This window comes from Prochlorococcus marinus str. SB, from assembly GCF_000760115.1.
Classification (GTDB): Bacteria; Cyanobacteriota; Cyanobacteriia; order PCC-6307; family Cyanobiaceae; genus Prochlorococcus_A; species Prochlorococcus_A marinus_D.
This window is the reverse complement of sequence record NZ_JNAS01000002.1, coordinates 190,316-204,798: the sequence shown is the minus strand read 5'-3', so window position 1 is coordinate 204,798 and position 14,483 is coordinate 190,316. Positions and strand designations below refer to the sequence as shown.

At 32.2% G+C, this 14,483-nt stretch carries 16 protein-coding genes; 8 read left to right on the top strand and 8 right to left on the bottom strand.

Features of this window, described 5'->3' with window-relative positions:
• The first annotated feature begins 95 nt into the window (after positions 1-95).
• Positions 96-749: a riboflavin synthase gene (locus EV02_RS05125; protein WP_032519487.1), complete on the top strand. Its 654-nt coding sequence runs from the start codon at positions 96-98 to the stop codon at positions 747-749.
• A gap of 10 nt (positions 750-759) precedes the next feature.
• Here EV02_RS05125 and EV02_RS05130 read toward each other — a convergent pair whose 3' ends face one another.
• The 4 genes from EV02_RS05130 to coxB form a co-directional block, all read right to left on the bottom strand.
• Complete coding sequence (locus EV02_RS05130) at positions 760-1,113, bottom strand: AbrB family transcriptional regulator (protein ID WP_032519486.1); 354 nt, start codon at positions 1,111-1,113, stop codon at positions 760-762.
• Between the two features lie 98 nt (positions 1,114-1,211).
• Positions 1,212-1,814 (bottom strand): cytochrome c oxidase subunit 3, encoded by a 603-nt coding sequence (locus tag EV02_RS05135; protein ID WP_032519485.1) that lies wholly within the window; start codon positions 1,812-1,814, stop codon positions 1,212-1,214.
• 11 nt (positions 1,815-1,825) lie between these two features.
• Complete coding sequence (gene ctaD / locus EV02_RS05140) at positions 1,826-3,445, bottom strand: cytochrome c oxidase subunit I (RefSeq protein WP_032519482.1); 1,620 nt, start codon at positions 3,443-3,445, stop codon at positions 1,826-1,828.
• The gene (coxB, locus tag EV02_RS05145) at positions 3,442-4,245 is read right to left on the bottom strand and encodes a cytochrome c oxidase subunit II (RefSeq protein ID WP_032519481.1); all 804 of its coding nucleotides are present in this window, start codon (positions 4,243-4,245) and stop codon (positions 3,442-3,444) included. Before coxB ends, ctaD begins: the two co-directional genes overlap by 4 nt.
• 263 nt (positions 4,246-4,508) lie before the next feature.
• Here coxB and EV02_RS05150 point away from each other — a divergent pair, with 263 nt between their 5' ends.
• From EV02_RS05150 to EV02_RS05170, 5 genes are read left to right on the top strand one after another with little or no spacing between them, the layout of a single operon-like run.
• A complete protein-coding gene (locus tag EV02_RS05150) occupies positions 4,509-5,432 on the top strand; it encodes a COX15/CtaA family protein (protein WP_032520447.1) in 924 nt (307 codons plus the stop codon).
• Positions 5,432-6,433 carry a heme o synthase gene (locus tag EV02_RS05155; RefSeq protein WP_032519480.1) on the top strand — a complete coding sequence of 334 codons (1,002 nt, stop codon included), beginning with the start codon at positions 5,432-5,434 and terminating at the stop codon, positions 6,431-6,433. Before EV02_RS05150 ends, EV02_RS05155 begins: the two co-directional genes overlap by 1 nt.
• Before the next feature lie 39 nt (positions 6,434-6,472).
• Positions 6,473-7,489 carry an ABC transporter ATP-binding protein gene (locus tag EV02_RS05160; RefSeq protein ID WP_032519478.1) on the top strand — a complete coding sequence of 339 codons (1,017 nt, stop codon included), beginning with the start codon at positions 6,473-6,475 and terminating at the stop codon, positions 7,487-7,489.
• A 48-nt stretch (positions 7,490-7,537) separates the two neighbouring features.
• Positions 7,538-8,362 (top strand): ABC transporter permease, encoded by an 825-nt coding sequence (locus tag EV02_RS05165; protein ID WP_032519476.1) that lies wholly within the window; start codon positions 7,538-7,540, stop codon positions 8,360-8,362.
• A gap of 7 nt (positions 8,363-8,369) precedes the next feature.
• Positions 8,370-9,011, top strand: coding sequence for a hypothetical protein (locus tag EV02_RS05170; RefSeq protein WP_032519474.1), 642 nt, complete (start codon positions 8,370-8,372; stop codon positions 9,009-9,011).
• Positions 9,012-9,014: 3 nt separating this feature from the next.
• On the opposite strand, the gene groL is transcribed toward EV02_RS05170, so the two are convergent.
• Positions 9,015-10,808, bottom strand: a complete 1,794-nt coding sequence (gene groL / locus EV02_RS05175; protein WP_032519473.1) for a chaperonin GroEL — start codon at positions 10,806-10,808, stop codon at positions 9,015-9,017.
• A gap of 131 nt (positions 10,809-10,939) precedes the next feature.
• Here groL and EV02_RS05180 point away from each other — a divergent pair, with 131 nt between their 5' ends.
• Entirely contained in the window at positions 10,940-11,119 is a 180-nt protein-coding gene (locus tag EV02_RS05180; protein ID WP_011862475.1) for a hypothetical protein, read from the top strand.
• Here the strand turns inward: EV02_RS05180 and fabG are convergent, their stop codons facing one another.
• Positions 11,120-11,869, bottom strand: coding sequence for a 3-oxoacyl-[acyl-carrier-protein] reductase (fabG, locus tag EV02_RS05185; RefSeq protein WP_032519472.1), 750 nt, complete (start codon positions 11,867-11,869; stop codon positions 11,120-11,122).
• 92 nt (positions 11,870-11,961) lie between these two features.
• Between fabG and ispD the strand changes: the two genes are divergently transcribed.
• Positions 11,962-12,633, top strand: coding sequence for a 2-C-methyl-D-erythritol 4-phosphate cytidylyltransferase (gene ispD / locus EV02_RS05190; RefSeq protein ID WP_032519471.1), 672 nt, complete (start codon positions 11,962-11,964; stop codon positions 12,631-12,633).
• On the opposite strand, the gene EV02_RS05195 is transcribed toward ispD, so the two are convergent.
• On the bottom strand, positions 12,634-13,503 hold the full coding sequence (locus EV02_RS05195; RefSeq protein WP_032519469.1) for an LD-carboxypeptidase: 870 nt from the start codon (positions 13,501-13,503) through the stop codon (positions 12,634-12,636).
• Positions 13,504-13,512: 9 nt separating this feature from the next.
• The gene (locus tag EV02_RS05200; protein WP_032519467.1) at positions 13,513-14,421 is read right to left on the bottom strand and encodes a 4-hydroxybenzoate polyprenyltransferase; all 909 of its coding nucleotides are present in this window, start codon (positions 14,419-14,421) and stop codon (positions 13,513-13,515) included.
• Positions 14,422-14,483: the final 62 nt, after the last annotated feature.

The window sequence follows — 14,483 nt, the reverse complement described above, 5'->3', positions numbered from 1 at the left end:
CTTTTTATTTATTCTTTAATTTATTTATAGTTGAAAATCATTTAAAGTAAATTAAAGTAAATACAAAATTTTGCAAAAATATTTTTCTTAAATCTATGTTTACAGGAATAATTCAATCAGTTGGAAAACTAAGACAAGAAAAAAATTTTTTAGAAATTGAAATTCTAGATAATTTATTTGACATGGCAATCGGTGACAGCATAGCTGTTGATGGAATTTGTTTGACAGTTAAAGAGATTTTTCAAAATAAATTTACTGTTGATGTTAGTGAGGAGACATTAAAAAAAACAACTTTAGGAGTAAAGTCGAACCTGAATCAGATTGTTAATTTGGAGCCCGCTCTTAGAGTGTCTGACCGTCTAGGAGGACATATAGTTAGTGGACATGTTGATGGCCTTGGAACAGTTGAGAATATAGAAAAATTTGAGAAATCATGGCTTTTATCTATAAAGTGGAAAAATAATAATTTTTCGAAATATGTAGTTAATAAAGGCAGTATTTGTATCAATGGTATAAGTCTTACAATTGCAAAATATGAGCAGGAAGGAGAAATATTTACTATTGCGATAATTCCTCATACTTGGCATAACACAAATCTGAATAAATTAAATGTCGGTGACAGCGTAAACCTCGAGGCAGATGCACTTATTAAATATGTAGAGAAATTACTTTTATTTAATAAAAATAATAATCAAGATTTATCTTCAAATAATATTTCTTCGGAATGGCTTAAAGAAAACGGTTGGTAAAATATATTTTTTAATTTAATGGAATTAGATAAATTGTTTTAGACTCTCTTTTAAGATCAATTTTAAATTCCTGACCAGGTTCTAGACCTAATTTTTTGGTGTAAGCATTACCAATTAATAGGTTTCCATTACCATGAACTCTGGTTTTGAATTCTGTCTGTCTGCCTCTTGAAGCTCTATTACCATTTTTCCCCTGACGACCATTTCCTATTTTGTAACCCTTAGCTTCGATAAGCGCCCTATAAAAACTTTTTCTTAAGATTCTTCCGCTAGGACCAACGTACCCACAACCTTTTGCTATCTCTTCTTCAGATTTTTTACTTAATAATTTTGCTTTTTCAAGAAGTTCTTTTCCTTCAAGCATTATCTGACAAATTTCTAATTATATATTCTTACTAAAAAGGAGAACTGTGGCAATATAAATTAATAAAAAATATATTTAATTTTTTAAATTTAGTTTTTTTATAAAAGATATAAGATAATGAACAAAATAACCCATATTCCATCTACAAAATGCCAGTACAATTCAACAGCTTCCAATGGGAACATATTTTGACTAGTTAATCTTCCTCCATTGATTCTTGATTGCCAAGTAATAATTAAAATCATTAAAGTGCCTAAAGTTACATGTAATCCATGAAACCCAGTAAGAGCATAAAAAGTACTTGCGAATAAGTTATCGGTTAATCCAAAAGGTAAATGAAAATATTCAAATAATTGACATATTAAAAATAAAATTCCAAGAAAAGCAGTAATAAATAACCATTTTTGGGAATCAGAGTTTTTATCTTTTAAAAGTGCTTTGCCTGCTTTATGGAAAGTTGCACTACTAACAAGTAACAAAATTGTATTTAGTGTAGGTATTGGCAGTTCTAATTCATAAATAGCACCATCAGGTAATGGATTAACTGCTTTATAAGTTAAATAAGCAGCAAAGAATCCGGCAAAAGTCATTCCGTCCGCAATTAGGAAAGTTATAAGACCAAACATTCTGAAGTCTTCATGAGTTTCATTAACTTCAGAATTATTTTTTTGAATTTCTTTTGAGCTATCTAGAGTTGTCATATGTTTTATTTTTATTCAGAAATTTCTTTACCATAACCATAAGGTTCTTCAACTAATGGAGCTTCTCCTTTCCAATTTTCAACTGGAGGTGGAGAAGATGTTAACCATTCAGGTGTAAGAGCATTCCAAGGGTTATCGCCAGCATCTTTGCCATTTCTCACGCTAAGGAATACATTAATCAAAAAAGGAATTGTACTTATAGCCATCAAAAGAGCCCCAAGGCTACTAATTTGATTAACGAACTGGAATTGAGGATCATATTCTGCAACTCTTCTGGGCATTCCATTTAAACCAAGCCAATGTTGAGGAGCAAAGCATAAGTTAAATCCAATAAAGGTAATGATAAAATGTAAAATTCCTAATTTTTCATTGAGAATTTTTCCAGTTACTTTGGGGAACCAATGATAAATTGAAGAGAAAATAATAAAAACAGTCCCTCCATAAACTATGTAATGAAAATGGGCTACAACGAAATAGGTATCATGTACGTGAATATCAAAAGGTACCTGTGCCAAAGCAACTCCTGTAATACCTCCAAAAACAAAATTTATAATAAACCCGCAAGAGAATAGCATTGCACTATTGATGGAAATTTTACCTCCCCATAATGTTGCAACCCAATTGAAAAATTTTATACCTGTTGGAACAGCAATAAATGCTGTGGCAATAGTAAAGAATAATCTCATCCAAGGGGGAGTTCCACTCGTAAACATATGATGCGCCCAAACAACTAAACCTAAAACTACTATCCCCATTATTGAAAAAACCATTGTTGTATATCCAAAAAGTGGTTTTCTAGCATGTACAGGAAGTATTTCACTAACTAAACCAAAGGCAGGAAGGACCATAATGTATACAGCTGGATGAGAATAAAACCAAAATAAATGCTGATAAACTACGACATTGCCTCCTAAAACAGGATTGAAAAAACCTGTATTAGCGATGATATCGAAGCTAAGTAGAATTAAAGTGCCTGCTAAAACAGGAGTTGACAAAACAACTAGTAGACTTGTCCCAAGCATTGCCCAACAATACATTGGCAATTGCATAAGTTTTAATCCTGGCCTTCTTAATTTTATAATGGTCGCGATAAAGTTTATTCCACCAAATATAGAACTGCCTCCAAGTAATAAAACGCTAAGTATCCAAATAATTTGGCCCGATTGAGGAGTAGTTATGCTCAAAGGTGGATAAGCCGTCCATCCAGCCTGAGCAGCACCCTCTACAAAATAACTTGCTACTAGCATCAAACCTGAAGGAGGAATTAACCAAAAAGCTACGGCATTTAATCTTGGGAATGCCATATCTCTCGCGCCTACATAAAATGGAATTAAATAATTTCCAAAAGCACCGTTTACTACAGGAACTATCCAAAGAAATATCATTATTGTTCCGTGTAAAGTTAAAACTTGGTTATAAACATCTCTTGGCATAAAATCAGACATTGGACTAGCTAGTTCAATTCTTATAGCGCTCGCTAATGTTCCTCCAATTAAATAGAAAAGAAAACCGCAAACTAAATACTGTATCCCAATTACTTTATGATCAAGGCTAAAACTAAAGTATCTAAGCCAACCTTTAGGTTGAAGGCTTTCATTACTAGTTTTTTGTGGATCAATTGATATTGTCATAAATTTACCTCTGGTTTTTTATTTTTGTTAAACCATTCGTTGTAATCAGATTCTTCTTCAACAATTATGGAGGCTCTCATCCCTCCATGATATGGTCCGCATAATTCTGCACAAATTATTGGATATTTTCCTACTTTTGTAGGAGTGAAATTTAGAATTGTAGGTTGTCCAGGAATAATATCCTGTTTAATTCTGAACTCTGGTACCCAAAAAGCATGAATTACATCTTTGGATTCCATTTTCATTGATACTTTTTGATCAACAGGAACGTGTAGTTCTCCTGATATGAAATTGCCCTTGGGATAATTGAATAGAAATGCAAATTGCATAGCTGAGACTTCAATTGATAAATTATTCATTGCTATTTCATTATCAGAAATTTGACTTATTCCTGCCCATATTTTTTCAGTGTTAGAAGTCATCATTTCGTGATTATGATTAAGTTCTTTCATCCCTCCCATTCGATCGTAGATGTTGTAGCTATATAAACCTATTAATAAAACAATTATTGAAGGGATAATTGTCCATACAATTTCTAAGCTTAAATTTCCCTCCAAAGCTATTCCATCGCCTATCTGATCATTTCTTTTCCTAAACTTAAATAAGCTATAAATAACTGCTATTGTCATTCCTATAAAAATAATTAATCCAATGATGAAAAGAATTTTAAAAAGTTCATCGTAAATTGGTGCATTGATACTTGCTTCTGCTGGGAGCAAATTTACATTAAAACCAATCCAAAAAGATATAGCAAAAACGAGTGAAATAATTAGTATTAAATAAATGTTTTTATTTAACAATTGATCTCTAAAAATTTGTATTTATATCCTCAAGATATTCAATTTTTCCAATCCTGCATCCTTTGTTAAAAGAAAAACATTTAAATTCACAACTTCTTAAGATTTATGAAATAAAAGGAGTATTATTAATAACTTTTTAGAGTTAATTGTCAGGGAAAAAAGATTAAATTAGTAAATTATTTTTTAAATTAAACATATTAATTTTTAATTAATGTTTGGTTTTTGAATCTAATTTATTATGCAAAATAATAGGTTTTATCCATTTGATTAATAACCAATTATATAAATCAAAATATCTGACAATTTTTAAAAGGTTGGGAAGTCATAGTGTATTTGCACTTATAGGACTAATCGTAATTGGAGGTGCTACGAGAGTCATGGAGGCAGGACTTGCCTGTCCAGATTGGCCATTATGTTATGGATCTTTTTTGCCTTTTAAACATATGAACCTAAGAGTATTTCTAGAATGGTTTCATCGTCTAGATGCTTTTCTGGTTGGAATATTAATTCTTTTTAAATTTGCGCTTTCAATTATTTGGAAAAATGAAATTCCAAATTGGTTACCTAAAACTTATTCATTATTACTTTTTCTCGTTATTGTCCAAGGATCCTTTGGAGCTTTAACAGTAATAAATCTGCTTGATTCATATACTGTTACTGGCCATCTTTTGATAGCTTTTCTACTTCTAATTACGACAATTTCAATAAATCAAAATTTAGAAAATGAAGACATAGAAGAGCCGTTAATTTGGTGGAGATTATTATTGTTTGTTCCTCTTTTACTTACTCTGATTCAATCTTTTATTGGCGTAAGGCTTTCATCAACCTGGTCAGCACATATTTGCTTATCTTTTAATAAACAATGTCTAATTCTAAATACTCATAAATTATTTGCTTTTCCAATTGCTTTTTCAATTTTGTTGATTATTGCTACTGCAATTTATAAGAGAAGTTTGCTTAATGAAAATTGGAAATATCTCACAACACTTATTTTTCTCTTATTTTCTCAAATTACTTTGGGTGTTTTAAGTCTTAAAACAAATTTGAATGAACCTATTTTTATTATCGGTCATCAACTAAACGCCTCTTTATTTATAGCGATATTAACAACATTAATTTTTAGAAATCCTTTTACCAAAAAAAATCTAAATCACTCCCTTAATCCCCAAACGGTCAGTATCAACTAATGAACAGTAATAACTTAGAAAAATTGAACTATCAATCTTCAATTAGGGACGAAGTTGTACCTTCAAGAAAAAGATTAACTTTGCCTCCTTGGCTTGAAGTAGCAAAACCTAGATTAATCCCACTTTTACTGGCCACAACTTTGGGAGGAATGGCTTTAACAGAAGAATGGCCTTTGTCTTCCCCGAAACTTATCTGTACTTTAGGAGGAGGCGCTTTGGCCGCAGCAGCAGCAGGAGCTCTTAATTGTTTGTGGGAAATGGAATTAGATAAGAGGATGACAAGAACTAGCAAAAGAGCCTTGCCAGCAGGAAAGTTGTCATCTGAGACTGTATTTTTAGCCGCCGTATCATGTACCTTGGCAGCTTCGATGCTTTTAGTAAGTGGTGTAAATTATTTGGCTGCGGGATTAACTCTTCTTGGTTTATTTAGCTACGTAATTTTATATACAGTTATTTTGAAACCTCGTACAACAAAAAACATTGTTTTCGGAGGAGTTGCTGGTGCAATACCACCCTTAGTTGGAGCGTCTGCCGCCACAGGGCATGTAGGTCTTAGTGGTTGGTGGTTGTTTGGTTTAGTGATGTTATGGACTCCAGCTCATTTTTGGGCACTTGCAATTTTGTTGAAGGATGATTACGCATCTGTTGGTATTCCTATGCTTCCTTCTGTTAAAGGATCTGTTTTTACTGCTAAAGCGATTTCTCGTTACGGATGGGCAACAGTTTTAATGAGTATTATGGGAGTCTTTGCTTTACCTGAAGGGGGTTTCTTATACGGAATTATGTTATTGCCATTTAATGGAAGATTTTTGCAATTAATAAATGATTTAAAGAAATCTCCTGATGATCTTTCAAGAGCAAAGTCTCTTTTTAGGTGGTCTATTCTCTACATGTTTGGCATTTGTCTTTTGTTATTAATTTCCAGAACCCAACTATCCGTAGAATTTGAGCAGCAATCTATGCAAATATTTTTATCTATAGTATCTCTGCTTAGTAATTAAATTAGATGTAAAATGTTTTTTAAGTAAATAGTAAGTTTGATGAATTATATAAAAGTTAAAGGGCTCTCAAAATCTTATTCAGATATCAATGCATTAAAAAATTTATCGATGGAAATTGAAGCTGGCACATTATTTGGAATACTAGGTCCAAATGGTGCGGGCAAATCAACACTAATAAAAATACTCGCTACTTTAATAGAGCCTGATAGTGGAGAAGTTTTTATAAATAATATTAATCTGATAAAAAATTCAAGGAAAATTAGAGAATTAATTGGTTATGTTGCCCAAGACATTGCACTTGATAAAATATTGACTGGGCGAGAGCTTTTGGATTTTCAATCAGATTTATATCACATCAACAAAAACAAAAAATTTGAAAGGATTAAGAAATTAATAGATCAATTAGAAATGAATGATTGGATTGATCGTAAGTGCGGAACTTATTCAGGGGGAATGAAAAGAAGAATTGATCTGGCAGCTGGACTTTTACATTTGCCCCAAGTATTAATTTTGGATGAACCTACAGTTGGTTTAGATATTGAGAGTAGAAATATTATATGGCAACTTTTGAAAGATTTGAGAAATAATGGAATGACCATTATTTTAAGTAGCCACTATCTTGATGAAATAGATAAATTGGCTGACAGATTAGTGATAATTGATGATGGAAGAGTTATAGCAAAAGGGACTCCTGCAGAGCTCAAAAATAAATTAGGAGGAGATAGAGTAACTTTGAAAGTAAGAGAATTTAGTAATCAGGAAGAAGCAAAAAATATATGTAAAATTTTATCTTCTATAGATGGAATTAGTCAGATTATAATAAATGAAGCTCAAGGTTTCTCGATAAATTTCGTAGCGGATAAGCAAAAAGATTTACTTACGAAGCTAAAAGTGGAATTGGCCTTCTCAAAGTTTGAAATTTTTTCTCTTACCCAAAGTCAGCCAAGCTTGGATGATGTATATCTTCAGGCGACTGGGAAAACATTATTGGATGCTGAAATTTCTATGGCAGGGAAAAGAGACCTAAAAAAAGAATCAAAGCAATCCATGCGATAAAAAAAATTTTGGTTAACTAACTATAATGAAAAGTAATTACTGCTAATTATGGAATTACAACAGTATAATTTATTTTTTTTATATCAAGAAACATTTGCCTTAACAAAGAGATTATTTATTCAATTAAAAAGGAGACCATCAACTCTTTTAGCAGGAATATTACAACCAATAATTTGGCTTTTTTTATTTGGGGCATTATTCTCTAAAGCTCCTGAAGGTTTTTTACCAGGAGTTGATTCTTATGGGAATTTTTTAGGAGCAGGACTTATTGTTTTTACTGCTTTTAGCGGAGCCCTAAACTCTGGTCTTCCTTTAATGTTTGATAGAGAGTTTGGATTTCTTAATAGATTACTTGTGGCTCCTTTAACCAGTAGATTATCCATAGTTTTATCTTCTTTCTTTTACATAACAATCTTGAGCTTTGTTCAAAGTATTGTAATAATGATTGTTTCATACATTTTGGGTTATGGATGGCCCAACTTATATGGTTTAGGAATTGTATTTACAACACTAATTTTATTAGTTCTTTTTGTGACATCAATAAGTTTATGTTTAGCGTTTGTTTTGCCGGGACATATTGAATTAATCGCTCTTATATTCGTAATAAATTTACCTCTTCTATTTGCGAGTACTGCTTTAGCTCCAATCTCTTTTATGCCAAATTGGCTGGGATGGTTAGCTTCATTAAATCCATTAACTTTTGCTATTGAACCAATTAGGACTGCCTATACACAAACAATGGATTTAGAATTTGTGGCTTTACATGCCCCTTATGGTGATTTAACTTGTAAGAGTTGTATCTCAATTTTATTTTCTTTAACAGTTTTTTCCTTGATTATTATAAGACCTCTGTTAAATAGAAAGTTAAATTAGAAATTTTATGCTTTTAAAAAATCATTTAATAGAAGTTTTTAAAAAAGCCTCTTTAGAAAATAATTTTTTGCTTAAAGAAAATGTTGTTCTTAAGTGGGTCCATAGATTTGGGATTGATTCATTAAATGATTTATTAATCCATAGTTCACTACAAAAACAAAATCAGGGTGAAGAAGAAAATCAAGAACAGATCTCTTTAATTGATGAAGTACATGAAGAAAATCAAGAACAGATCTCTTTAATTGATGAAGTACATGAAGAAAATCAAGAACAGATCTCTTTAATTGATGAAGTACATGAAGAAAATCAAGAACAGATCTCTTTAATTGATGAAGTACATGAAGAAAATCAAGAACAGATCTCTTTAATTGAAGAAGTGCATGAAGAAAATCAAGAACATATATCTTTAATTGATGAAGTGCATGAAGAAAATCAAGAACAAATTAAGCTTGAATTATCAAAAACTTTTGAAAATATTGAAGAAACAAAGATGGAATCAGATGGCCTTAAAACTGCTAGAAACAATGAAATATCTAGCAAAAATCAAAATTCTAATAAAATAAATCAATTTACTGAAACCCCAAAATTACCCCTACCTTATATTAAAAATTTAAGAAAGTGGATTAACAACGATAAAAAAGCTAGTTAGCTTTTACATCATACCCGGCATTCCCATACCACCCATTCCTGGCATTCCCATGCCACCCATTCCTGGCATTCCCATGCCACCCATTCCTGGCATTCCCATGCCACCCATTCCTGGCATTCCCATGCCACCCATTCCTGGCATTCCCATGCCACCCATTCCTGGCATTCCCATGCCACCCATTCCTCCCATTGGATCTCCACCTGGCCCTCCAGAGGCTGCGGCTTCAGGTTCTGGGATGTCAGCCATCGCAACTTCTGTTGTGAGGAGCATAGCCGCAATAGATACTGAATCTTGAAGAGCTAATCTTATTACTTTGGTTGGATCTAATATTCCTGAATCTTTTAAATCCTCATATTGTCCTGAATTAGCATTAAAGCCTTTGTTAAGCCTTTGAATTTCAGCGACAACTACATCACCATTAAAACCAGCATTTTTTGCTATTTGTTTGGTAGGTTCCAAAAGGGCTTCTTTAACTATATTTATCCCCGTTCTTAAATCATCTGAAGATGTTTCACTTAATTTTAAAAGGTCATCCGATATTTCAATTAAAGTTTGTCCTCCTCCAGAAACAACACCCTCTTCAATAGCAGCTTTCGTGGCATTAAGGGAATCTTCGATTCTCAACTTTTTAAACTTCATCTCTGTTTCTGTAGCAGCTCCTACTTTTATAAGAGCTACTCCTCCGGCTAGTTTGGCTATCCTTTCATTGATTTTATCCTGATCATAATCAGATTCAGTTATGTTAACTTCTCTCTTTAATTTCTCTACTCGAGCTTTAACTAAATCTTTAGTGTCTTCGAAGGCAACAATTGTAGTTTTATCCTTTGTGATAGTTATTTTTTTTGCTTTGCCTAAATCATTAATCGATAATTTATCAAGTGTCATCGATTTATCTTCGCTAATTAACTTAGCCCCTGTAAGAATTGCAATATCTTCAAGGGCAGCTTTTCTTCTCTCACCAAATAACGGAGCTCTTACGGAAGCTACATTTAAAACTCCACTATTCTTATTCAAAACCAAAGTGGTTAAAGCCTCTCCTTCGATATCTTCAGCAAGGATTAGAAAAGGTGAGCCTGACTTCTGAATTTCTTCAAGTATTGGAACAAGATCAACTAAAGTTGAGACTTTTTGATCAGTTATTAATATTTTAGGATTTTCAAGTTCACAAACTTGTCTTTCTTGGTCTGTTACGAAATATGGAGAACTATAACCTCTATCAAAAGACATACCTTCAGTTATATCTAATTCTGTTTCTAGTGATTGAGATTCTTCGACAGTTATTACACCATCTGAAGTAACAATATCCATTGCTTTCGAAATTATAGATCCAATTTCTTCATCACCTCCAGCACTAACTGTTGCAACTTTTTGGATATCAGAACCATTTAATGAAATACTTTTGGAACTTAATTTTTCTAAGACAAAAGCTAGGCCCGCCTCCATACCTTTTTTTAACTCCATAGGGTTGGCTCCAGAAGCAATATTTTTTAATCCCTCCTGAACCATCTTCTGAGCCAAAATGGTTGCTGTTGTTGTTCCATCACCAGCACTCTCTTTTGTCTTGGATGCAACTTGTTCTATTAATTTCGCGCCTAAATTAGAAATAGGGTTTTCAATCTCGATCTCTTTAGCAACTGTAGATCCATCTCTTACTATATCTGGCGAACCAAATTTCTTTTCTATTACAACGTTTTTTGCCTTCGGCCCAATAGTAACCTTAACCGCATTAGCTACGAAATTAACACCTTTTTCTAGCGCTTCTCTTGATTCATTAGAAAAACTTAACTGTTTAGCCATGTTTGCTCGATCTTTTGTCTTATTCTAATCTCCCATAGAATCATTTTTAAGGGATATTTAATTAAGTGGGGAAAGCCGAATTTCTTTTAATAGGACATACAAATTAACTCAAATAAGAGTATCTTTAAGTTATGGAAGAAACAAATAATCTTATTTTTACTCTTACCGCAATCCTCGCGATTGCTATGACACTAATATACTTTCCTTTAAGATTTTTCTTAACATTAACTGCTAGAAGTCGAAGGCTAAAACTTTTACAAAAAATTAGAAGGTTGAGAGATGAATTGGGCCAGCCTTATGAAAGTACATAACTAAATACTCATACCCCCGTCTATACTGATTGTTTGGCCTGTAATGTAACTTCCTGCATCACTTGAAACTAAAAATGACACTAAGTTTGCAATTTGAGTACAACTTCCTAATTTTCCTAAAGGGATAAGTTTAAGTATCTCTTCAGTATTAAGTTTTTCAGTCATTTCTGTTTTTATAAAGCCTGGAGCTATTGCATTTACGTTTATACCTCTTGAAGCAAATTCTTTAGCACAAGTTTTGGTGAATCCAATAACTCCTGCTTTAGCAGCAGAATAATTTGCTTGACCGGGATTACCAATTATTCCAACAACAGATGAAATATTTACGATACTACCACTTCTTTTTTTCATCATAAATTTTGAAGCATATTTTGTACAAAGAAAAACCCCTTTTAAGTTTGTATTTAATACATCATCCCATTGTTCCGATTTCATTCTCATCAATAGTCCATCTCTAGTAATACCAGCATTGTTAATAAGAATATCAATGGAACCATTAATTTTTATGATTTCTTCAAAAGCTGAACTGACAGAATCCTCTCTTGATACATCAAATTTTAATTTATGAGCTTTACCTCCCGAATTTTTTATTGAATTTACAACTTCTTCAGCTTTTTCATCAGAAGAAGAGTAATTAATAAAAACTTGTGCTCCTAAGCGGCTTAGTTCTAAAGCAATTTCTTTACCAATTCCTCTGCTAGCTCCAGTGATTAAAGCAACTTTGCCTGATAATGAATCTGTATTGGACATTATGAAATTTTATAATTTTCAATCGTAGTACTATTTGTGTAAAGATATTGCTTTTATTTATAATTGTCTAGAAAATATTAAGTCCTTCTATTGTGCACTTTTTAATACCAGCTGCAGGAAGTGGTAGCAGAATGAAAGCTGGAAAAAATAAATTACTTATTGATTTAGAGGGAGAGTCTTTGATTTATTGGACACTTAAATCTGTATTTTCTGCAAGCTCGACAAACTGGGTTGGAATAATTGGGCAACCGAAAGATAAAAACTTATTACTAAATTCAGCTAAGGATTTTGCCCATAAAGTTCATTGGATTAATGGTGGTGACACCAGACAACAGTCAGTTTTTAATGGTTTAAAAGCGTTACCAAAAGATGCTGAAAAAGTTTTAATACATGATGGCGCTAGATGTCTAATTAATCCTGAATTGATAGACCTTTGTGCCAAGCAATTAGATGAAAATGAAGCTATAATTTTAGCTACTAGGGTAACAGACACTATAAAGATTGTTGATAATGAAGGTTTTATTAAAGAAACACCAGACAGAAATTATTTATGGGCAGCGCAAACTCCTCAGGGCTTTTTAGTAGATAGATTAAAAAAAGCTCATGAGATGGCAATTGATAAAAACTGGAAAGTCACAGATGATGCTTCTTTATTCGAAATGCTTAATTGGAAAGTGAAGATTATTGAAGGAACTTATTCAAATATAAAAATTACATCCCCTATAGATTTGAAAATAGCAAAACTTTTTGTGAAGAACTCCTAGTTAAAAAGGTTTATCGATACTAAGAATGCCGTTGTCACCATTTAAGGTTGCTTCATACCCTAACGGGATGCATGCATTCCCTGATATGTGGCCTATTGGGAGATCAAAAAGAATAGGAAAATCGAACTCTTGAAGTCTTTCAATAATGCAGTTTTTTAGTAAATCTTTCAATTCAAGGTCGCAGGAATCATTAGAAAAACTTCCGAATCCAATACCCGCAATTTCAGAAATTGTTTTAGTCATCCTAAGGTAAGTTAACATGCGATCAATTTTATAAATATCTTCATTAATGTCTTCAAAAATTATTATTTTCCCTTTGCAATCTGGAAAGTGATTAGTACCAATTAAAAAAGTAGCAATAGTTAAGTTAGAAACTATTATCTCTCCTTTCGCTTTCCCACTTCTTAAAGGGATTCCTATTATGTCCTCAACATATCCCTCAAAAAGTAAATTTCTTAATCTCTCAAGACTCCACTCTGGTTCTTTGAAAAGGCTAGTAACCATGGGGCCATGAATAGAACCTATAAATCCTTGAGAATATTTTGATAGTAATAAAGAACATGTATCTGAGAATCCAAGCATTAAACCATGCTGCCAAGAAGGTTCTTTTTCTAAAAGTCTTGCCGAACCCCAGCCTCCTTTTGCAAAAATGATTAGCTTACTATTTTGTGCTTTTTCAAGTTCTTCAAATCTAGTTAGATCATCGCCTGCAAAATAACCAAATTTTTTTGATAGAGAATTATTTTCATTAATTTCCAAACCCCAGTTTTTTAAGATTTCTATGCCTTTTTGAAAGTTTTCGTCTTCATCAATAAAGGAGCCTGGAGCTAATATATCTATTAAATCCCCTTTTTTTAATCTAAAAACCATATTTAGAATTTATGAAGCAATAATAATTCCTAATAAAATGACTCCTCCATAAATTGCTTGATTTTTGAAGTGATTGCCAATATTTTTTATTGATTGCTTTTCCTCAGGAAATACTTTTAGTATATCTTTCTGCATTAAGATTGACGTTGCAAACCAAATTGGCCAAAAAATAAAATCCATTTGATTAATAAATCCGCATATTGCGAGAAAAAAAGAAGTTAAAAAATAACAAATTTGAATGGTTATTCTTGTGTTGTTATGGAGGTTAACTGCAGAACTATTAATTCCAATTTTTATATCATATTTTTTATCTGCTAAAGCATAAATCGTGTCAAAGCCAAAAGTCCAAAAAATGGTAGCTAGCCAGCAAAATAGTAAAACAATACTTTTTAAATTGCCTTCATTTGCGGCCCATGGAATTAAGACAGCAAAACCCCAGCATATGGATAAGATTAATTGAGGATATTTAAACCATCTTTTAGCAGAAGGATAAATTAAAATGATAGGTAAAGCTAAAAAAGCAAGTGAAATTGAAAGGATTCTCCCAGGCTGAGGTAGTGACAAAGTTAGAAAAAAGCTACATAAAATTAAAAAGAAAAGAATTGAATAAGCTGTTTTAAGACTGATTTTATTTGCAGCTAGAGGTCTATTTTTTGTCCTAACAACTCTTTGATCAATTTTTTTGTCCCAAATATCATTAACCACGCAGCCTAATCCACTTACTAGTAGTCCTCCCAGTATTATTCTTAGCAACATAAAAAATGTTGGATTAGCATCTGGGGTTAAATATAAACTCCATCCAGCAGGAATAAGTAAGATCATTCTTCCAGTCGGCTTATTCCACCTTAATAATTCAAAAAAAGTACTTAATTTAATTTGTCGATTTTTATTTTGCATATGACCTATTGTATATTTCATAACTTTAAATAATCTTACTAGGATTAAATGATTTCTATTATTTAATAATCAATGTTGGGTAT